The organism is Rothia sp. HMSC062F03 (assembly GCF_001836905.1).
Classification (GTDB): domain Bacteria; phylum Actinomycetota; class Actinomycetes; order Actinomycetales; family Micrococcaceae; genus Rothia; species Rothia mucilaginosa_A.
On the sequence record NZ_KV830898.1, the window covers coordinates 96,025 to 110,492 of the forward strand.

12 protein-coding genes are annotated in these 14,468 nt (G+C 64.8%); all 12 read left to right on the forward strand.

Annotated features, from left to right (window positions below; all coding sequences use genetic code 11):
- Positions 1-14 precede the first annotated feature (14 nt).
- Complete coding sequence (locus tag HMPREF2674_RS07990; RefSeq protein WP_070825376.1) at positions 15-1,316, forward strand: dihydroorotase; 1,302 nt, start codon at positions 15-17, stop codon at positions 1,314-1,316.
- Between the two features lie 161 nt (positions 1,317-1,477).
- A complete protein-coding gene (locus tag HMPREF2674_RS07995; protein ID WP_070825377.1) occupies positions 1,478-2,035 on the forward strand; it encodes a PH-like domain-containing protein in 558 nt (185 codons plus the stop codon).
- A gap of 195 nt (positions 2,036-2,230) precedes the next feature.
- Positions 2,231-3,418 carry a glutamine-hydrolyzing carbamoyl-phosphate synthase small subunit gene (carA, locus tag HMPREF2674_RS08000; RefSeq protein ID WP_070825378.1) on the forward strand — a complete coding sequence of 396 codons (1,188 nt, stop codon included), beginning with the start codon at positions 2,231-2,233 and terminating at the stop codon, positions 3,416-3,418.
- Entirely contained in the window at positions 3,419-6,745 is a 3,327-nt protein-coding gene (gene carB / locus HMPREF2674_RS08005; RefSeq protein WP_070825379.1) for a carbamoyl-phosphate synthase large subunit, read from the forward strand. It abuts the gene before it with no gap.
- On the forward strand, positions 6,745-7,602 hold the full coding sequence (gene pyrF / locus HMPREF2674_RS08010) for an orotidine-5'-phosphate decarboxylase (protein ID WP_070825380.1): 858 nt from the start codon (positions 6,745-6,747) through the stop codon (positions 7,600-7,602). Before carB ends, pyrF begins: the two co-directional genes overlap by 1 nt.
- Before the next feature lie 345 nt (positions 7,603-7,947).
- Positions 7,948-8,328 carry an integration host factor, actinobacterial type gene (mihF, locus tag HMPREF2674_RS08015; protein WP_049334257.1) on the forward strand — a complete coding sequence of 127 codons (381 nt, stop codon included), beginning with the start codon at positions 7,948-7,950 and terminating at the stop codon, positions 8,326-8,328.
- A 45-nt stretch (positions 8,329-8,373) separates the two neighbouring features.
- Complete coding sequence (gmk, locus tag HMPREF2674_RS08020; RefSeq protein WP_049334256.1) at positions 8,374-8,931, forward strand: guanylate kinase; 558 nt, start codon at positions 8,374-8,376, stop codon at positions 8,929-8,931.
- Positions 8,932-9,143: 212 nt separating this feature from the next.
- Positions 9,144-9,602, forward strand: coding sequence for a DNA-directed RNA polymerase subunit omega (rpoZ, locus tag HMPREF2674_RS08025; RefSeq protein WP_049334255.1), 459 nt, complete (start codon positions 9,144-9,146; stop codon positions 9,600-9,602).
- A gap of 38 nt (positions 9,603-9,640) precedes the next feature.
- Positions 9,641-11,062, forward strand: coding sequence for a bifunctional phosphopantothenoylcysteine decarboxylase/phosphopantothenate synthase (locus HMPREF2674_RS08030; RefSeq protein ID WP_070825381.1), 1,422 nt, complete (start codon positions 9,641-9,643; stop codon positions 11,060-11,062).
- A 275-nt stretch (positions 11,063-11,337) separates the two neighbouring features.
- On the forward strand, positions 11,338-12,249 hold the full coding sequence (gene rapZ / locus HMPREF2674_RS08035; RefSeq protein ID WP_049334253.1) for an RNase adapter RapZ: 912 nt from the start codon (positions 11,338-11,340) through the stop codon (positions 12,247-12,249).
- Positions 12,250-12,346: 97 nt separating this feature from the next.
- A complete protein-coding gene (yvcK, locus tag HMPREF2674_RS08040; RefSeq protein WP_049343726.1) occupies positions 12,347-13,399 on the forward strand; it encodes a gluconeogenesis factor YvcK family protein in 1,053 nt (350 codons plus the stop codon).
- 100 nt (positions 13,400-13,499) lie between these two features.
- Entirely contained in the window at positions 13,500-14,465 is a 966-nt protein-coding gene (gene whiA, locus HMPREF2674_RS08045; protein WP_049346692.1) for a DNA-binding protein WhiA, read from the forward strand.
- Positions 14,466-14,468 lie beyond the last annotated feature (3 nt).

Here is a 14,468-nt window from a genome sequence, read left to right on the forward strand (position 1 = left end):
GAGGAACCAACACCATGAGCAAGTACCTGATTAAGGGCGCAAGCCTCTACGGCGAAAAGGTCGCCGATATCCTCATCGAGGACGGCGTGATTAGCCGCATCGCAGAGAACATTGACGCCGCGGATGCACAGGTCGTCGAGGCGGCAGGCCAGGTGGCACTGCCCGGCCTGGTGGACATCCACACCCACCTGCGTCAGCCCGGTTACGAGGCCTCCGAAACCGTCGAGACCGGCACCCGCGCTGCGGCCCTGGGCGGCTACACCGCGGTGTTCGCCATGGCGAACTCCCTGCCCGTGGCAGACACCGCCGCCGTGGTTGAGCAGGTGGACCGCCTCGGCAAGGAATCCGCATGGTGCCGCGTGCAGCCCATCGGCGCCGTGACCGTGGGCCTGAAGGGCGAGCGCCTCTCCGACATTGGCGGCATGGCGAACTCCACCGCGAACGTGCGCGTGTTCTCTGACGACGGCATGTGCGTGTACGACCCCGCCGTGATGCGCCGCGCCCTCGAATACGTCAAGACCTTCGACGGCGTTATTGCGCAGCACGCGCAGGAGCCGCGCCTGACCGAGGGCGCCCAGATGAACGAGGGCAAGGTGTCCGCTGACCTGGGTCTGGCCGGTTGGCCCGCCGTCGCTGAAGAGGCAATCATCGCCCGCGACGTGCTGCTGGCCGAGCACCTGGACTCCAAGTTGCACATCTGCCACCTGTCCACCAAGGGCTCCATTGAGGTTGTGCGCTGGGCTAAGTCCCGCGGCGTGCAGGTCACCGCGGAGGCAACCCCGCACCACCTGCTGCTCACCGACGAGACCGCACGCACCTACGACCCGGTGTTCAAGGTGAACCCGCCGCTGCGCACCGAAGAGGACGTCATGGCGCTACGCCAGGCAGTCGCCGACGGCATCATCGACGTAATCGGTACCGACCACGCACCGCACCCGGCAGAGACCAAGGAATGTGAGTGGGCGTGCGCCGCGAACGGCATGACCGGCCTGGAGCAGGCGCTGTCCATCATCCAGATGACCCTGGTCGACACCGGCATGATTACCTGGCGCGACGTGGCACGCATCCTCTCCGAGCAGCCCGCTAAGATTGGCCGTCTGGAGGCCGAGCAGGGCCGCCCGCTGGCCGAAGGCGAACCGGCCAACATTGTGCTGGTCGACCCGAAAGCAACCCGCGTGATCAAGCCGGAGGAGCAGGCAACCAAGGGTAAGAACAACCCCTACCGCGGCATGGAGGTTCCCGGCTCGATTCGCGCAACCTTCTACGCCGGCCACCCGACCGTGCTGAACGGCGAGCTGGCCACCCCGCGCAAGTAACCCGCGAGGCAAACGTACGTGGTGACCGTGCCTGGCGGTGGTAGGTTCACGCCTGCCACCGCCTCGCCGGGAGGTTCAACCGCGCCGGGAGCACCGCCCCCAACCTCACCAACCCAGGCCGAGACAATCGACCGAGACACCAACCGAAAGAGAGAACCCACGTGGGAAAGCTCATCACCGCCATCGTCTGCCTGGCCCTCGTGGCCCTGTGCATCTACGGCATGTGGCACGGATGGCGCTCGCGCCTGGCCCGCCAGTCCAACATGTTCGGTTCCCTCAAGGAAGTTCCCGAACGCTACGAGGGTCTGACCGCCGACGCCGCCTTCGAGGGTGAGTACATCAGCACCACGATCTTCGGTAACTGGCTGGACCGCGTGGGATTCGATTCGCTCGGCTTCAAGAGTAAGTCCACCCTGCTGGTCTACCCTGACAGCATCATCTTCACCCGTAACGGCGCGAAGGACCTGTGGATTCCGGCGAAGAAGCTCGCAGTCATCACCACCGACCGCGGTATGGCGGGCAAGGTTGTGGAGAAGAACGGCCTGGTCGTGATTGGTTGGACCCTGGACGGTCACCGCGTGCAGACCGGCTTCCGCACCCGCTACGCCGAGGACAAGCAGGCGGTACTGCAGGAGCTGCGCCGCATCGCCCCGAACGCGGTAGATGCGCCCGAGAAGTGGGCGGCAGACCCCGCCGAGGGCACCGAGCAGGCCAAGTAGGCGGCGCAACGCACCCCGGCACTTCCGGCAACATACCTCGGCCCCGAAGCCGAACACGACACAGCACGACACCCTAGATTTAGCCCGGGCGGGCAGAACAGCCCGCCCCGGCAGCAAGAGACTATCCCCAACGCACCGAGCGGCACTCACCGCAAGGCCCGCGGGGGAGAGCACCACAGAAAAGGAAAAGAGAGCATGACTGACATGACACGATCCGGCGCCCTGCGTACGGACCGCGCGCTGCTCGTCCTGGAGGACGGCACCGTCTACCGCGGCTATGGCTACGGCGCAACCGGCGCGTCCCTGGGCGAGGCGGTTTTCGCGACCGGCATGACCGGCTACCAGGAAACCCTGACCGACCCCTCCTACGCGGGTCAGATTGTGGTTCAGACCGCTCCCCATATTGGCAACACCGGTGTGAACACCACCGACGCTGAAGCCCCCAAGATTTGGGTTGCCGGCTACGTGGTTCGTGACGCCGCACGTGTGGCATCCAACTGGCGTTCTGAGCGCACCCTCGACGAAGAGCTCATCGAGCAGGGCATCATCGGTATTCAGGGCATTGACACTCGCGCCCTGACCCGCCGCCTGCGTTCGAGCGGTTCGATGCGTGCGGGCGTGTTCTCCGGTGAGCACGCCGAGCGCCCCGAGGCCGAGTTGCTGGAGGAGGTGCGCGCCTCCGAGCCCATGGCCGGCCGCAAGCTCGCCGACATCGTCTCGGTCGACACCGCCTACACCGTCGAGCCGCACCAGCACAACTGGTTTGCACCCCCGGTCGCGACCATCGTCGCCCTGGACCTGGGCATCAAGTCGATGACCCCGCAGCGTTTCGCTGAGCGCGGCGTGCGCGTGCACGTGCTGCCCGCCAACGCAACCCTCGAGGACATCTACTCCTACAACCCCGACGGCGTGTTCTTCTCCAACGGCCCCGGTGACCCCGCAACCGCCGACGAGCAGGTTGAGCTGCTGCAGGGCGTGCTGCGCAAGGGCACCCCGTTCTTCGGCATCTGCTTCGGTAACCAGCTGCTCGGCCGCGCCCTGGGCTTCGGCACCTACAAGCTGCTCTTCGGTCACCGCGGCATCAACCAGCCGGTCATGGATAAGACCACCGGCAAGGTTGAAATCACCGCGCAGAACCACGGCTTCGCTGTGGACGCGCCGATTGGCGACTATGTGACCGCACCGAACGCTGAGTTCGGTCAGGTCATGGTCTCCCACGTCGGCCTGAACGACAACGTGGTGGAGGGCCTGACCTGTAAGGACATCCCGGCCTTCTCGGTTCAGTACCACCCCGAAGCCGCCGCGGGTCCGCACGACTCCGCCTACCTCTTTGACCGTTTCATTGACCTGATGGTCGCAACCAAGACTGCAAAGGAAGCCTAAATGCCTCGTCGTACCGACCTTAACAGCGTCCTCGTCATCGGTTCCGGCCCGATTGTCATCGGTCAGGCAGCGGAATTCGACTACTCCGGCACTCAGGCGCTGCGCGTGCTGAAGGAGGAGGGCGTGCGCGTCATCCTCGTGAACTCCAACCCGGCAACCATCATGACCGACCCCGAGTTCGCGGACGCCACCTACATTGAACCCATCACCCCCGAGGTGATCGAGAAGATTATCGCGAAGGAAAAGCCGGACGCAATCCTGCCGACCCTGGGTGGTCAGACCGCACTGAACGCGGCTATTGAGCTGGGTGAGCGTGGCATCCTCGAGAAGTACAACGTCGAGCTGATTGGCGCGAACATTGACGCCATCAACCTCGGCGAGGACCGCGAGGCCTTCAAGGGCGTCGTGGAGCGTGCCGGCGGCGAATCGGCCCGCTCGGTCATCGTCCACTCCATGCCGGAGGCCCTGGAGGCCGCCAAGGAGCTCGGCTACCCGATGGTGGTTCGCCCCTCCTTCACCATGGGTGGTCTCGGCTCGGGCATGGCGTACAACGAGGAAGACCTCTACCGCATCGCCGGCGCCGGTATTCAGTACTCGCCCACCAGCGAGGTCCTGCTCGAGGAGTCCATCCTCGGCTGGAAGGAATACGAGCTGGAGATGATGCGTGACACCAACGACAACGTCGTGGTCGTCTGCTCCATCGAGAACTTCGACCCCGTGGGCGTGCACACCGGTGACTCCATCACCGTGGCCCCCGCACTGACCCTGACCGACCGTGAGTTCCAGAAGCTGCGCGACATCGCAATTAACGTGATTCGCGAGGTCGGCGTGGACACCGGTGGCTGCAACATCCAGTTCGCTATCGACCCGAAGACCGGCCGCGTCATCGTCATTGAGATGAACCCGCGCGTGTCCCGCTCCTCGGCGCTCGCATCGAAGGCTACCGGCTTCCCGATCGCGAAGATTGCGACCAAGCTGTCGCTGGGCTACACCCTGGACGAGATTCCGAACGACATCACCCAGAAGACCCCGGCCTCCTTCGAGCCGACCCTGGACTACGTGGTCGTGAAGGTTCCGCGCTTCGCGTTTGAGAAGTTCCCGGCTGCCGACCCGACCCTGACCACCACCATGAAGAGCGTGGGCGAGGCCATGGCCCTGGGCCGTAACTTCACCGAGGCTCTGCAGAAGGCCATGCGTTCGCTCGAGCAGAAGGGCGCCTCCTTCTCGTTCAAGCCGCTGACCCTCTCCGAGGTGGAGCTGGCCGAGCTGATTGAGAAGACCAAGGTTCCCACCACCCAGCGTATCTACCAGGTTCAGCAAGCTCTGCTGGCCGGCGCAACCGTGGAGCAGCTGCACGAGGCCACCAAGATTGACCCGTGGTTCCTGGATCAGCTGGTGCTGCTGAACGAGGTGGCCGGCGTGGTCTACGAGAAGCGTGACCACCTGGATCCGGAGACCCTGAAGCTGGCCAAGCGCCACGGCTTCTCGGACGCACAGATTGCCGAGATTATCGGCTCCTCCGAGGACGTTGTGCGCGGCGTGCGTCACGCCCTGGGTATCCGCCCGGTCTTCAAGACCGTGGACACCTGCGCCGCCGAGTTTGAGGCGTTCACCCCGTACCACTACTCCTCCTACGACCTGGAGGACGAGGTCGCTCACCACGAGAAGCCCTCGATCATGATTCTGGGTTCGGGCCCGAACCGCATCGGTCAGGGTATCGAGTTCGACTACTCGTGCGTGCACGCCTCTATGGTGCTGCGTTCGCTGGGTTACGAGACCGTCATGGTCAACTGCAACCCCGAGACCGTTTCGACCGACTACGATATCTCGACCCGCCTGTACTTCGAGCCGCTGACCCTTGAGGACGTGCTCGAGATTGTTGAGTCGGAGCGTCGTACCGGCGGCCTGATGGGCGTGTTCGTGCAGCTGGGCGGCCAGACCCCGCTGAAGCTGGCTCGTGCCCTGAAGGATGCGGGCGTGCCGATTCTGGGCACCACCCCCGAGGCCATCGACCTGGCCGAGGACCGCGGCGAGTTCTCCCGCGTGCTGGAGGAGGGCGGCCTGATTTCGCCCAAGAACGGCACCGCGTTCACCTTCGAGGGCGCTAAGCGCATCGCCGACGAAATCGGTTACCCGGTTCTGGTTCGCCCCTCGTACGTGCTGGGCGGCCGCGGCATGGAAATCGTCTACGACGAGGCTAACCTGGCCCGCTACCTGGAGAACGCTACCGAGGTTTCGCCCTCGCAGCCGGCTCTGATTGACAAGTTCCTTGAGGATGCCATCGAGATTGACGTGGACGCCCTGTTCGACGGCGAGGAGCTGTACCTGGGCGGCGTCATGGAGCACATTGAGGAAGCCGGTATTCACTCCGGTGACTCCTCCTGTACTCTGCCCCCGATTACCCTCGGCCCGGACATCATCGCCAAGGTGAAGGACGCTACCGAGAAGATTGCTCGCGGCACCGGTGTGCGCGGCTTGATTAACATTCAGTTCGCGTACGTGTCTGAGAACCTGTACGTGATTGAGGCGAACCCGCGCGCGTCCCGTACTGTTCCGTTCGTGTCGAAGGCTACCGGCGTGCAGATGGCTAAGGCTGCTGTGCTGATTGGTCTGGGCAAGAGCATTGCTGAGCTGAAGGCTGAGGGTTACCTGCCGCAGCACATGGACGGCGCATCCCTGCCGCAGGAGACCGCGATTGCTGTGAAGGCTGCGGTTCTGCCGTTCGCTCGTTTCCGCACCCCGGAGGGTGTGGTGGTCGATTCGCTGCTGAGCCCGGAGATGCGTTCGACCGGTGAGGTCATGGGCCTGGATCAGCACTTCGACACCGCGTTCGCGAAGGCTCAGGCTGGTGCTGGTTCGCCGATGCCGACCTCCGGTAAGGTCTTCATTTCGGTGGCTAACCACGACAAGCGTAACGTCATCATCTACGCGAAGATGCTGGAGTCGCTGGGCTTCGAGATCGTTTCGACCGGTGGTACCGCCGAGATTCTGCGCCGCAACGGCCTGAACTCGATTCTGGTGGCTTCGAAGTTTGCCGAGGCAAACGGCGACCACTCGATTGTGGACATGGTCCGCAACGGTGACATCGACCTGATTCTGAACACCCCCGCCGGTGGTGCCGCTCGTAGCGACGGCTACGAGATTCGTGCCGCCGCCGTGTCGGTCGGCTGCCCGGTGATGACCACCATCTCCGAGTTCGCCGCCGCCGTTCAGGCGATTACCGCTCTGCGCGAGCACAGCTGGGACATCATGAGCCTGCAGGAGCACGACGTCAAGCTGGCCGCCGCCGTGGACGCTCGCCTGGCTTCCGAGGGTGGCGAGGCGTAATGTCCGCTTCCTTTGGTGACCGCCTGGCGAAGGCGATGGCCGAGCGCGGCCCGCTGTGCGTGGGCATTGACCCGCACCCGAACCTGCTGGAGCAGTGGGGCCTGGAGGATTCCGCCGAGGGTCTGGCCGCCTTCACCGAGGCCGTGTACGAGGGTTGCGCACCCTTCGCGGCCGCGCTGAAGCCGCAGGTGGCGCTGTTCGAGCGTCACGGCTCTGCCGGCCTGGCCGTGCTGGAAGCGCTGTTCGCCCGCGCCGCCGCCGACGGCGTGCTGATTGTGGCTGACGCGAAGCGCGGCGACATCGGCTCGACCATGAAGGCCTACGCGGATGCGTGGCTCGGCTCCTCCTCGCCGCTGGGTGCCGATTCGGTGACGCTGAGCCCGTACCTGGGTTTTGAGTCGCTGCGTCCGGCGCTGGATTTGGCCGCCCAGAACGACCGCGGAACCTTCGTACTGGCGCTGACCTCGAACCCCGAGGGTAAGAGCGTGCAGCACGTGGGCGCCTCGGAGTCCGAGGGCGCGGTGGCCAAGCGCATTATTGCCGCGGCGGTAGCCGAGAACACCTCCCGTCAGTGGGAGCAGATGGGTCCGTGCGGCCTGGTGGTCGGTGCGACCGTCGGCCAGGCGCTGGTTGACCTGGGCATTGACCTGGGTTCCTTCAACGGCCCGATTCTGTCGCCCGGTTACGGCGCTCAGGGTGCTTCGGCCGCTGACCTGTACCGCGTGTTCGCGGGTGTGGAGTCGCAGGTGCTGGTGAACTCCAGCCGCGGTGTGCTCTCTGCGGGCCCGTCGGTTGAGGCTCTGGCGCAGGCAGCGCAGGCGGCTCGCGACGACCTGCTGGCTGCCCGCGGCGCATAGTCCGCGCTCAGCGTATAGCTAAGCCTAGATGGGGCGCGCACCCCGGTCGGTTCCTTCGGGAGCCCGGCCGGGGTGCGTGCCCTTTTCTGTGTCCGCCGGGGTGGGGGAGGGGCCGCGCATCCGGCAGTGTGACCAAACAGTATCGGTCCCGCCCGTGCGTGGCTTTTGATCGGGCGATGACTCCGCTATGCTAGAAAGAGTGCTTCCGGAATTTACGTGCTGACGTGCGTAGACGCATTGTTGGTGCGTGGGGAGCACCGCGAATGGAGCGGGGCCTCCCGAGACATTCGTGATACATTAGTTGATAAGTAAAATTCAATACTCGCAGAAATGGGGGACCCAACCATGCCGCTGACTCCGCTAACCGAGGATGCGCGCGCCTCCGCCCGCGAGAAGGCAGTACTTGCCCGAGCACACCGCCAGGAAATTAAGCGTGCACTGAGTGAACGTGAGCTTTCCGTACGTCAGGTTCTCGATATGGTCGATTCCGACCCTGCACTGGCTAAAATGCCGGTGGGGCAGATGCTGCGCGCACTTCCGGGCATTGGTGCCGTTCGAGCAGAACGCATCATTGAAGAACTTCATATTGCGCCGACCCGCCGTCTGGGTGGTCTTGGCGTTCACCAGCGTCGCAAGATGGTGGAGTACTTCAACCGTAATTCGCGGTATCTCAACCGCGCACGTCGCAGGACTGCTGCTCAGTCTTCTGAATCTTCTCAGTCCTAAAGTGTTTGCGCCCCGCGCGTGCGGCGGCGCATCTGGAAGGAAGCTATGTCTCAGCCGACTTTGACCGTTCTGGCCGGCCCCACCGCCGTTGGTAAGGGTACGGTGTGCCAGTACATTCGCGAGAACTATCCGAAGGTGTGGTTCTCGGTGTCCGCAACCACTCGCGATCCTCGCCCCGGTGAGGTCGACGGCGTTCACTACTACTTTGTCTCTATGGACGAGTTTGATCAGATGATTGCCGACGGCCAGATGCTGGAGTACGCGGTGGTGCACGGAAAGAACAAGTACGGCACCCCGCGCGCTAAGGTGCAGGAGGCTCTGGACGCCGGTCACCCGGTGATTCTGGAGATTGACCTGCAGGGCGCTCGCCAGATTCGTGAGACCATGCCTGACGCTCGCCTGATTTTCCTGGCCCCGCCGAGCTGGGATGAGCTGGTGTCGCGTCTGAAGGGCCGCGGTACCGAGAGCGAGCAGGAGCAGGCTCGCCGTCTGGAAACCGCGAAGGTTGAGCTGGCCGCCGAGAAGGAATTTGACGTGACGGTGGTGAACGACAGCGTGGAGCGTGCGGCTCGGGAAATTGCCGAGCTGATTGGCGCCGCGTAGGTCTCCCGCCGTGAGGGGCGGGTCACGCAAAAATAGCGTGACCCGCCCCTTTGCGTCTTCTCCACCATCCGGTACGTGCTTTTTAGCCGCCGAGAGGGTAGAATAGTTCTTTAGTTTTGACCGAGCCCTTCCCGCGCCCGCCCGAATCCGAGCGTGGGCACCCCGCGAAGGGCGTTCGGTACGTACATCCATCAAGATTTTTGGAGTTTTTAGTGGCAAACGAAATCAAGGAACACGAGGACTACAACTTCGTTGACGGCGTTACTCCCGAGGGCATCGTGCGCCCCAGCGCAGACTCGCTGATCGAGAAGGCAGAGTCCAAGTACGGCCTGGTGATTTTCGGTGCCCGCCGCGCCCGCCAGATCAACGCGTACTACGCTAACCTGCAGGATTCCAAGAACCCTCACATCGGCCCGCTGGTCGACGCTGACTCGACTGAGAAGTCCCTGTCGGTTGCTATGCGCGAAATCATTACCGACCGCGTTGAGGCTGAGCACCAGCCCGGCACCAAGTTCAACGAGGACGGTTACCCGATCGCTGAAGAGCCGAACGCTCTGATTGACTTCAGCGTCACCGAGTACCCCGACGCTATCGAGGAAGAGTACATTCCCGCCGGTAGCGACGAGGTCATCGCGATTGAAGAGGTCATCCTCGACGACCACGCCGAGTAACGAGCCGACCGGCTAGTTTAAGGATTATCTGACGTACCATGCGCATTATCGTTGGTATGGGAGGGGGCATCGCCGCGTACAAGGCGGCGATGCTCCTTCGCCTTTTTGCGAAGAATGGTGACGAGGTTATCGCCATGCCCACCCCGAACGCGACCAAGTTCGTGGGGGTACCCACCCTGGAGGCGCTGAGCGGCAACCCCGTTTCGACCGACGTGTTCGAGCGCGTGCCCGAGGTGAACCACGTGCGCCAGGCCGAGCAGGCCGACGCCGTGGTGATTGCCCCGGCCACCGCTGACCTGCTGGCCCGCCTGGCTGCCGGACGCGCGGACGATTTGTTGTCGGCGACCGTGCTGACCACGCACGCGCCCGTGATTCTGGCCCCGGCCATGCACACGCAGATGTGGGAGAACCCGGCGACCCGCGCGAACGTGCAGACCCTGCGTTCGTGGGGCTACCACGTGATTGAGCCGGCGATTGGCCGTCTGACGGGCCCGGACTCCGGCCCCGGCCGCATGCCCGAACCCGAGGACATCTTCCGCCTGGCGCAGGAGGTTATTGCGCGGTTCCCGAAGCGTTCCACGCACCCGGTGTACACGCCCGGCTACGCCCCGACCCACCCCCTGTACGCCGATACGGAGCAGGAGCGCGCGGCCGCCGCACGCCTGGCGACCCTGGGCTCGGTGAGCATCGACGGTCATGGCGGCCCCGAGGCCGTCGAGGGCGCGGCCCGGGAGGTGCCCGCCGCATCCGGTCCGCTGGCCGGCCGCACCGTGGTGATTACCGCCGGCGGCACCCGCGAGCCCCTCGACCCCGTGCGCTACCTGGGTAACCGCTCGACCGGCAAGCAGGGCGTGGCCCTGGCCGAGGCGGCCCGCGACCTGGGCGCGCACGTGCACCTGATTGCCGCAAATATCGAGGTGCCCGCCCCCGAGGGCGTGCGGGTGACCCGCGTTGAGCGCGCCCTAGAGCTGCGCGAGGTCGTCCTGGAGGTGAGCGCATCCGCGGACGTTCTGGTGATGTCCGCGGCGGTGGCCGATTTCAGGCCCGCCGAGTTCGCCGAGTTCAAGATTAAGAAGAGCGCCGATTCCGAGGATGCGCCGGTCATCAACCTGGTGCGCAACCCCGATATCCTGCGCGAGGTTGTGGTGCGTCGCGCTCAGGCTCGGGAGGCCGGTCAGACCTGCATGGGCCCGCAGATTATTGTGGGTTTCGCCGCGGAGACCGGCTCGGCAGAAAAGACCCCGCTGGAGCTGGGCCGCGAGAAGATGCAGCGCAAGGGCGCCGACTTCCTGGCCGTGAACACGGTGGGCGTGAACCTGGGCTTCGGTACGGACGAGAACACGATTACCCTGCTCTCTGCGCTGACCGATGAGGAGCCGGTGCTGATTGGCTCGAAGAAGGACGTTTCGGTGCGCCTGCTGGAGTACGTGAGCGGCTTCTTCGGGCCGGACTGCTCCTAGCCCGCGGCCGTTCCCGCGGCAGACGCATCCGCAGCACATTCGTAGCGCTCTTCACAACGTTTTCATAACATTTTTACGGCGCTTTTCACGAGCGGAACATTCGACCCGTCGCATTCTTTGCGGCGGGTCGTTTCGCGTTAACGCTCGGGGGAGATGGGGGAGGGGCGACTCTTTTTTGTCATGTCCTGAAATATGTGAGCACGGGCCCGGACCGTCTAATCAAGGTCTTGTATCATGGCTTATAGAGTAGTTCGCGTCAAAGGGGAAGAGACACCATGGCAGACAATCAGCACCATGCCGCCGCACATTCCGTCCAGAGCGATGAGCGCCCGCAGATTCTGGTGATTACCGGTATCTCCGGTGCGGGCCGTAGCACCGTCGCTAACGTGCTCGAGGACGAGGGCTGGTACGTTATCGATAACATCCCTCCGCAGATGCTCGGTTCCCTGGCCGAGCTGGTGACCCGCGACGGCGCTCGCGTGCCGAAGGTGGCTCTCGGTATTGACGTGCGCGCCCGCGCGCTGTTCTCTGATTTGCCGGCCGCCATCGAGACGTTGCGCAAGTCCGATATTGACTTCTCCATGCTCTTCCTGGATGCCAAGGACGAGACCATCATCGCCCGTTACGAGGCTCAGCGCCGCCCGCACCCGCTGCAGGGTGAGGGTCGCGTGCTCGACGGCATCCGCGCCGAGCGCACCCTCTTCGAGGGCCTGCGCCTGGCCTCGGACCGCACGATTGATACGACCGGCATGAACGTTCACGAGCTGGCCCGCACCGTGCGCGAGATGTTCGCCGAGGGTGCGGACAAGAAGCTGAACCTGACCGTCATGAGCTTCGGCTTCAAGTACGGTGCGCCTTCGGACGCCAACTACATGGCCGACATGCGCTTTATTCCGAACCCGCACTGGGTACCCGAACTGCGCCCGCTGACCGGCCAGGACGCCCCCGTGCGCGACTACGTGCTGGAGCACGCCGGCACCGAGGAGTTCATCAGCAACTACCTGGCCGCCCTGCGTCCCGTGCTGGAGGGCTACCGCCGCGAGGGTAAGTACTACGCCACCATCGCGATTGGTTGCACCGGTGGTAAGCACCGCTCGGTGGCCGTGACCGAGGAGCTGGCCCGCCGCCTCTCCGCCTTCCCCGATGTCAACGTGAACGTGCAGCACCGCGACAAGGGCCGCGAATAGCCTCGCAGTACTGACCGGCAACCCATAATCAGCTACCGGTCGCCCTTCGCACACCGAGCGGAGGGCCGGCCGCTTCCGGGTATGTGAGATACAGACTATGAACACTCATTCAACCAGTTATGACACTCAGGGGATTCCCCGCCTACCCGCGCTCCCGACCCAGGCTCTGCGTCTGCTGAAGACCACGCACCGTTCACCGAAGGTGACGGCCATGGGCGGCGGGCACGGCTTGTACGGATCCCTTTCGGCTCTGCGCCACGTGACCCCCGACCTGACGGCCGTGGTAACCGTGGCGGACGACGGCGGCTCCTCGGGTCGCCTGCGTGAGGAGATGGGTATTCTTCCTCCCGGAGATTTGCGCATGGCGCTCTCGGCGCTCTGCGACGACACCGATTGGGGCCGCACCTGGCGCGACGTCATGCAGCACCGTTTCGCCGCGCCCGAAGGCTACGAGGGGGAGTTTCCCCTGGACTATCACGCGCTTGGCAACCTGCTCATCGCGACGCTCTGGCAGCTGCTGGACGACCCTGTGGCCGGCCTGGACTGGGCGGGCGCCCTGCTGAACGCCCGCGGCCGCGTGCTCCCCATGGCGCTGGACCCCATGGTGATTTACGGTACCGTGTTGCGCGAGCACTCCGGTGGCGGAATCGAGCGGGTCAAGGTCGTGGGGCAGGTGAACCTCTCCAAGGAGGAGCGCGTGCACGATATTGGCCTGTCCCCGGAGCACGCGCGTCCCTGCCCGGAGGCGCTCTCCGCTATTGAGGAATCCGACTGGATTGTGCTCGGCCCCGGCTCGTGGCGCACCTCGGTTCTGCCGCACCTGCTGCTGGACGCCCAGCGCGAGGCGATTATTCGCACGGAGGCGCGACGATGCGTGGTCATGAACCTCTCCGACGACAAGGAGACCGTGGGGTTTACCCCGGCAACCCACCTGGAGCTTCTGCGTCAGTACGCGTCCAAGTTGCACCTGGACGCCGTGATTGCCGACGCCGACATGCAGGCCGACCACCGCGCGGGACTCGAGCGCGAGGCCGCCTCGATGGGTGCGAAGGTCGTGTGGGCGCACCTGCGTTCGAGCACCCGGCCGGATGTGCACGATCCGCTGAAGCTCGCCTCCGCGTACAACGAAACCTTCGAGCTGAGCGCTTAGAGGTTCTCTTCGCCCGCTCAGGAAGCGGCGACCCGAACTTTACCAGACTGAACTTTTCCGGCCACCCGTGCCGACTACCCGCCCAGAAGGACACCGACCTATGGCATTGACCACCCTCGTCAAAGACGAACTCGCCAGCTATGACGCGCCGAAAATCTCTGCCCGCAAGGCCGAGATTTCAACGATTCTGCGCTTCACCGGCGGTCTGCACATTGTCTCGGGGCGAATCGTGGTGGAATCTGAGGTAGATCACGAGCCCACCGCCCACCGCATGCGCCGCATCATCTCTGAGATTTACGGTCACGACTCCGAGCTCACCAGCGTCACCGGTGGCGGCCTGCGCCGCGGTGGCCGCTACGTGGTGCGCGTGGATCAGGGCGGCGAGGCCCTGGCCCGTCAGACCGGTCTGCTGGATGTGCGCGGTCGCCCCGTGCGCGGCCTGCCGCCGGCCGTGGTCAACGGTTCCCTGCAGGATGCGGAGGCCGTCATGCGCGGCGCATTCCTGGCGCACGGCTCCCTGACCGAGCCGGGCCGTTCCTCCGCACTGGAGTTTACCTGCCCCGGCCCCGAGGCCGCCCTGGCTCTCGTGGGTGCCGCCCGTCGCCTCGAGATCATTGCGAAGGCCCGCGAGGTGCGCGGTACCGACCGCGTGGTGGTGCGCGACGGCGAGACCATTGCGCAACTGCTCGAGCGCATGGGCGCGACCGGCACCCTCACCACCTGGCGTGAGGCCCGCACCCGCAAGGAGGTGCGCGCGACCGCCAACCGACTGGCCAACTTTGATGACGCTAACCTGCGCCGTAGCGCCCAGGCCGCCGTGGCGGCCAGCGCCCGCGTGGAGCGCGCCCTCGAAATTCTGGGCGATCAGGCCCCCGAACACCTGCGTTACGCGGGAGAGTTGCGTGTGGTGAACAAGCACGCCTCTCTGGACGAGTTGGGTCGCCTGGCCGAGCCGCCCATGACGAAGGACGCGATTGCGGGCCGTATTCGCCGCCTGCTGGTCATGGCCGATAAGCGCGCCGCCGAGCTAGGTATTCCCGGTACCGAGCTGCCGCGCGAGGACTAGGGC

Coding starts and splice junctions, on each gene's coding strand:
- rapZ (WP_049334253.1), top strand. CDS start 11,338: ATGGCAGACAATCAGCACCATGCCGCCGCACATTCCGTCCAGAGCGAT.
- HMPREF2674_RS07990 (WP_070825376.1), top strand. CDS start 15: ATGAGCAAGTACCTGATTAAGGGCGCAAGCCTCTACGGCGAAAAGGTC.
- carA (WP_070825378.1), top strand. CDS start 2,231: ATGACTGACATGACACGATCCGGCGCCCTGCGTACGGACCGCGCGCTG.
- gmk (WP_049334256.1), top strand. CDS start 8,374: ATGTCTCAGCCGACTTTGACCGTTCTGGCCGGCCCCACCGCCGTTGGT.
- HMPREF2674_RS08030 (WP_070825381.1), top strand. CDS start 9,641: ATGCGCATTATCGTTGGTATGGGAGGGGGCATCGCCGCGTACAAGGCG.
- mihF (WP_049334257.1), top strand. CDS start 7,948: ATGCCGCTGACTCCGCTAACCGAGGATGCGCGCGCCTCCGCCCGCGAG.
- carB (WP_070825379.1), top strand. CDS start 3,419: ATGCCTCGTCGTACCGACCTTAACAGCGTCCTCGTCATCGGTTCCGGC.
- whiA (WP_049346692.1), top strand. CDS start 13,500: ATGGCATTGACCACCCTCGTCAAAGACGAACTCGCCAGCTATGACGCG.
- pyrF (WP_070825380.1), top strand. CDS start 6,745: ATGTCCGCTTCCTTTGGTGACCGCCTGGCGAAGGCGATGGCCGAGCGC.
- yvcK (WP_049343726.1), top strand. CDS start 12,347: ATGAACACTCATTCAACCAGTTATGACACTCAGGGGATTCCCCGCCTA.